Origin of the sequence: Flavobacterium sp., from assembly GCF_044376915.1 — a bacterium.
Taxonomy (GTDB): Bacteria; Bacteroidota; Bacteroidia; order Flavobacteriales; family Flavobacteriaceae; genus Flavobacterium.
On record NZ_JBILKB010000093.1, the window covers coordinates 1 to 6,225 of the forward strand.

Consider the following 6,225-nt stretch of genomic DNA (forward strand, 5'->3'; position numbering starts at 1 on the left):
CTTCATACATTGCATTGACTACCGTGAGTCATTATTTTGGGTTTGGTCACGATGCTATTGCAGGATTTCAAGTGATTATGGAACAAGCACCTGAACATTTCAAAATGATTATGCCTGAGCCAACAGCCACTTCCTCACAAGAAGAGATCAATAAGTATTTAACCATTCCGGGATTGATGGCGTATTTGGCAGGAATTTGGATTATCAATTTGAATTATTGGGGATGTAACCAATACATTACCCAACGTGCTTTGGGGGCCGATTTAGATACCGCTCGTTCTGGAATTCTATTTGCCGGATTTATTAAGTTGTTTATGCCTTTAATAGTGATTTTGCCAGGAATAGCTGCTTATGTTTTACACGAAAGTGGTCATTTACCACAGTTAGTGGGAGGGAAAGACGGTGCTTACTCGGCTATTTTGACCTTCTTACCAACGGGTTTGAAAGGACTTTCGGTAGCGGCTTTAACTGCAGCGATTGTAGCTTCTTTAGCAGGAAAAGTCAATAGTATTTCTACCATTTATACCTTAGACATACATAAAAAATACATTCAAAAAACAGCTTCGGATTCCAGTCAAGTGAATGTTGGAAAATATGCTGTTATTGCTGCTTTATTGCTGGCAGTACTTTTTACTTGGAACGATACCTTAGGTATTGGAGGTGTGGGCGGATTTACCTACATCCAAAAATATACGGGTTTTATTAGCCCAGGTGTGTTTGCTATGTTTATTTTAGGAATGTTCTGGAAGCGCACTACTGGGGCAGCTGCTGTTGTGGGTGTATTGGCAGGATTTGCCTTGTCTGTGGTGTTTAATGAATTGGCTCCGGCTTGGTTTGGCAACGACACTTGGTTGTACACAGCTTACCCTAACGGTAAAGGCGGTTACGAAATCCCGTTTTTAATTTGTATGGGCTTGTCTTTTATCTTCACGATGCTCTTAATGATTGCAGTGAGTTTGGCTGGGCCTAAGGTCAATGAAAAAGCCTTTGAACTCGACAAAGCGATGTTCAAAATGAAACCGCAAACTACTATCTTAATTGTGGCTTTAGTCTTGACAATTTTTGCATTGTATGTGAAGTTTTGGTAGAAATAAAGGCTTAAAACAACAAATCCATTATTGAAATAGAAGGGATTTGTTGTTTTAAATTAGTTAACTAGTCGGTTATATTTCTTCAAGCAAATCAGGCAATAAAAGAACGTCCTTTAAGCGTTTGTCTTCAGCGTTTTTACGTTCTAATAGTAAATCCGATTCAGGAATATCAGTAATCATTGCAACTTTTGCAATTAAACTATTTACCGTTAATTCTCTTCTTTTGATTATTGCGGTAACAGTTTCGGTTTGTTTTGAATTTTCAAATAGTTCATTTAATGTATTTAACGAAACATATTCATTAGGGTGTTCTAATAAAAAGTGAAGCACCTTTTTTTCATTCTCTTCGAAGGAAGTAATCCTTTTTTGTCTGAATTCAAATTCGTTTGTTTTTCTATTAAATGTAATTTTAGTACTCGTATTTTTTTTACTTTTTCTTATAAAAAAGAAAATTAAGACAGCACTAACACATAATACAAGCACTCCCAAAACACCATATTTTTCAATAGGTATTCCACCATAAGGCAAAATAAACGGCTCACTACCTAAATATTTGCCTTTAATATCTTCGATTGCTTTTTTTGAAAAATAGAGTTTTCTTTTGTTGTTTTCGAACACACCGTATATAGAATCATTTTTTGCCAACATAGCTTTTGGAACGATATGGTTAGAATAATCGTATTTCTTAACTATGTTTTGTTCCAAATCTACTTCTAGAAGAATTTGATGAAATAGATATAATTTGTTTTTTATTTGCACACCATCATATTGGGAAGTAATAAGTGCTGTATTATACGTTCCCATTTTTCTCCAGGTCATTGTTTTTAAATCTAAGTCCCAAACAATTGGCTTGACGTCATTAACCTCTCTAATGTTTTTAGGGTCGTTTGCAACCCCACCAAAAATATACAAATGATCGTTTTTCCTAAAACTAAATACTTCGCAACATCTTGCTTCTGGGAATTCTTCGCCATAAGTTTGCTCTTGGTTCCATTCTCCATTTTTAAAATCATATCGCGTAATGATGTTTTTGTAGGTAAAAAGACCATAACCTCCAAAATAATGGATCTGGTTGTTGTATACAAATGAGGTATTGCCAAACTGGCTATTATGTACATAAGAATTATCAACCCTAACAATTGAATCATTTCTAAATTCCAATACGGGTCCGCAACCGGAGTGTGCTAAAAAGGTTTTCTTACCAATATTCAATGCAAGATATTCACTTATTTTTCCCGGGAATTGAGTAGTTTTTAATTGAAATCTTTTTCCGTTTTTATAGAAAAGGGAGTCGTTTATAATTACAATTGGTTGTTGTGATTTGGCTTCAATAAATAATGAAATACGATCGTTAAAATTCCAGGTTTGTGAGTAACTAGTAAACGAAAATAGTATAACAACAAGTAAAAAAAAGGCGAGTTTTGTTTTCATTTTTCGGGGATAAAAATTTAATGTAAGAAATGTAGCAATAATTACTTTATTAAGTTTAATAAATCAAAAGAAACTATAGTTTCTAGTGTTTTTTTGATAGACTATTTGAATAAACAAAATTGGTAAACTAAAGTAATTAATAATCATTAAATAGTTGAAGATAACCCTTCTTTTCTCTTTGTATTTGATCAATAAAATTGAAATAATTTAAGATATAAAAGTAGGTTCCGTCAGGAAGATTTTCATCTTTTTGGAAAAAAACAGAAACGTTTGAGTTTCCTTTGAAAGCATTAGTTGCATTATTATATCCTTTAGTTTCCCATACAAGTCTTCCATAGCGATTGAAGATTTGAATAGAATTATTGGGAAAATAGGAAATATCATCAATATAAAGTCGATCGCTCATATCAGTTGCTTCCCTATTTATTGAATTGTAAATGATTAAATCGCATTTAATTAGTACTGGAGTTACAGCTAATCTTTTAGGGCTTTCACATCCTGAAGTTGGATCAATTAGAGTTGCATAATATGTTGTGTTATTTTCTAATTTGCTAGATTCTGATAAAAGAAAACCATTCGTAATAGAATTAAACCATTTTATATTGTTACTACTTACAATTAAATTTTTAAGGGAAGGCTCATTTTCTATGCAAAATTTTTGGATGCTTTCGCCAGACAAATTGGGAACATTAACAATTGAAATTAATATTTCAAATCGAGTTTTACTTTCGCAACCTCCTATAGTTTGTGTAGCAAAATAGGAAGTCCCATTGATAAGATTAGTATTTGAGTTTAATGGCGTTGTGCTTGTTGCAGTTGCATACCAAAGAATATTTGAACCATTTACAATTATGTCTGCAATTGTTTTCTCATTACATAAACTTTGACTTGAACTCCCAGTAGGTGAATTCGTATTAGTAACATTGATAGTAATGTTTTTTCTACATTTAATTCCATTAGCCGTTATCTCTACCCAATATGTAGTAGTTGTATTTGGAGAAACATTTATAGTTGTTGAAGTTGCGCCAGTTGACCATAAAATGGAATAGAATGGATTCGCTGTAAGCTGTGTTTCAAAAGCTGAAAGTCCACCTGTATCCGTCAATTCATATTCAATAAGATTGTCACCCTCTTTAAGAAAAGTTCTTGGAATTGAACCCTGGTATTCCCAAAAATAAGAATAGCCTTCTTGAAAATCTTGACTAACTAAATTACCATTAACAAATAATTTATATCCGTTATCTACAGCTATTTTCCATTCGAGGGTATTTATGTCAAAATTTGATAAATTAACGCTTTTTCGTAGATAAAGTTTGGAATTAATAGGCCATATGGTGTTAGCCTCTAATCCAGGAATCGGACTTGAAATTTGAGATCCGAAAGGAGATTTTCCTTTTTGCCATGTTCCTGTTAAAGAATTTTTAGTTGAGCTTAATTGTCCTATTATATATTCAAATTCACTTTGTAAAGGAATGACTGTATTGTTTAATAAGGGTAAATTTGAAATTGATAAATTTACTTGTTCGCCACTACAAATATTTTTTTTGGTAGCCATTATTTCTGGGATATTAGCACAGGACTCAAGAGTCAAACAATAATTTTTTAGTCTAACTTTTTGAACGTTTACTGAACCTCCTGTGGCTGATGTAAATCCCCAAAATACGTCTTTATTCCCTGAAAAAATCGATTCAATAATATCTATTGTTGTGTCTATTTGAATGATATTGTCAAAAGTTACTTTCAATTTTTTTGTTGATGCCTTCCATTCAAAAATGACTTCATGCCAAAGCCCATCTTCTATATTATTTAATGATTTGAAAGGCATGAATTCGGAATGGGAAGTTAAATCATTTGTTTTGCCGTTTTTTATTATTGCAATATGGTCACTTGAAACTGGATCCCATCCTACATTGAAATAAGTGTCGAATTCTATGGCCAATGAGGGTGTAATTCCTTGATATCCTATTCCTCCACCCAAAGTTCCTATATCCGATGAAAGAGGTTGAATTACAAATGCAATACCATCAGCACCGCTGTCATCAAGTATACCAAAATTTAAATCTGCACTAATTCTAAAATCCTCTGAAAGATCAATTTTTTTATTACTCCAGATTGAACCGGATTGATTATTTAAAGCTAAAGTAAGTGTAGCCTCATTATTGGTCAATGTAGTATTGCCATTAATTTTAAAATCTGTTAGTTTAAAATCGGAACAAAGTGTTTGAGAAAATAGAGATCCAACACTTAAAAGGATTACAATTAAAACATTTATTTTTTTACTCATGCCTTGTGGGGTAAAATTTGGCTTAATAAGTTAATCTCAAATGTAGGATTTATTTTTCAATAAAAACATTTTTCAATAAAAAACCCGCCAAAATCACTCTTGACGGGTTTGAAATATAAAGGCAAAATTGATTTATCCCAATAAGTCCAATACCAAAGAAGGGAATAAACCAATAATGATATTTAAAGTGATTGCGGTAAAAGCCACCGCATAAATCAAGAAAGGTTTTCCAGAGCGTTCTTCGTTAGATTCTTTAGTGTACATCGCTAAGATCAATTTGAAATAGTAACCTACACTAATAATCGAGTTGATTACCGCTACAATCACTAATGCAATAAAGCCATTTTCGATAGTCTGAGTGAATAAAACCAATTTAGCAAAGAATCCCGCGAAAATTGGAATACCAGCCATAGAAAGCAGAGAAGCAGTTAAAACAGCCGCTAAAAAGGGGTGTGTCTTTCCTAATCCGTGGAAGTTCGTAATGTCTTCGTTGTGTTGGTTTTTACAAACGTATAAAATCACGCTAAAAGCAGCAATTCCTGAAAGCGCATACGCAGTGGTATAATACAATAGATTACTCGCCGAAGTCGATAAACTCAATAAGGTCATCAACATAAAACCAGCATGTGAGATTCCTGAAAAAGCCAACATACGTTTTACATTGGTTTGTTTCAATGCCATGATGTTCCCTATAGTCATAGAAACTGCTACAATAACCATTTTATAGGCTTCTGATATATCAGCATTCATTACTGATAATAGCTTGTATAAGGTAGCCATGGCTACTACTTTCGCTAATGTACTCATCAAAGCAGTTGTCAATGCAGGCGAACCTTCATACACATCTGGTGCCCAAAAATGAAAAGGAACTGCCGCCACTTTGAAAAGCATCCCAACAGTCAATAAAGCAATTCCAATTGGAAACCAAACTGGTAATTCTGCTGATTGTGATAATTCGCTAATTTCAGTTACGTCAAAACTTCCCATTGCTCCATAAACCAAACAAATTCCGAATAGTAAAATCCCTGATGCGAAAGAACCCATTAAGAAATACTTCATACCGGCTTCGTTACTTTTTAAAAGTAAACGGTCACTGGCAGCTAAAACATATAAAGAAATAGACAATACTTCGATACCTAAGAAGAACATGGCTAAGTTGCCAAAAGAAACCATAGCTACAGCTCCAGACAACAAAAAGACCTTGATGGCAATGTAATCCGAGATTTTGCTTTGATGATTTTCATAAAAATTATGTCCCAATGCCACTAAGAAAATAGTCAAGACTATGAATAAAGATGAGAAAGCAGTTGAGAATTTACTCACCACAATCATATTGCCATAGTAAGATTCTGTTGAACCAAATTCGGAGATATTCAATCCCAATACCGCCAATAATCCAATAATGGTAACAGGCACAAT

3 protein-coding genes and 1 pseudogene are annotated in these 6,225 nt (G+C 33.4%); 1 reads left to right on the top strand and 3 read right to left on the bottom strand.

Translation table 11 applies throughout. The features are described from left to right. Positions 1-1,088: pseudogene (locus ACIQ6Z_RS08645) on the top strand (sodium transporter); the annotation flags it as partial. A 75-nt stretch (positions 1,089-1,163) separates the two neighbouring features. On the opposite strand, the gene ACIQ6Z_RS08650 reads toward ACIQ6Z_RS08645, so the two are convergent. The 3 genes from ACIQ6Z_RS08650 to ACIQ6Z_RS08660 form a co-directional block, all read right to left on the bottom strand. Next, entirely contained in the window at positions 1,164-2,522 is a 1,359-nt protein-coding gene (locus ACIQ6Z_RS08650) for a hypothetical protein (protein WP_396210496.1), read from the bottom strand. 136 nt (positions 2,523-2,658) lie between these two features. Next, positions 2,659-4,806, bottom strand: coding sequence for a gliding motility-associated C-terminal domain-containing protein (locus ACIQ6Z_RS08655; RefSeq protein WP_396210497.1), 2,148 nt, complete (start codon positions 4,804-4,806; stop codon positions 2,659-2,661). 132 nt (positions 4,807-4,938) lie between these two features. Further along, the coding region (locus tag ACIQ6Z_RS08660; protein WP_396210498.1) for an NADH-quinone oxidoreductase subunit N at positions 4,939-6,225 on the bottom strand (1,287 nt) is incomplete at its 5' end.

What these genes read in the sequence shown, in the direction of transcription:
- ACIQ6Z_RS08655 (WP_396210497.1), bottom strand. Translation starts at nt 4,806, where the DNA reads ATGAGTAAAAAAATAAATGTTTTAATTGTAATCCTTTTAAGTGTTGGA.
- ACIQ6Z_RS08650 (WP_396210496.1), bottom strand. Translation starts at nt 2,522, where the DNA reads ATGAAAACAAAACTCGCCTTTTTTTTACTTGTTGTTATACTATTTTCG.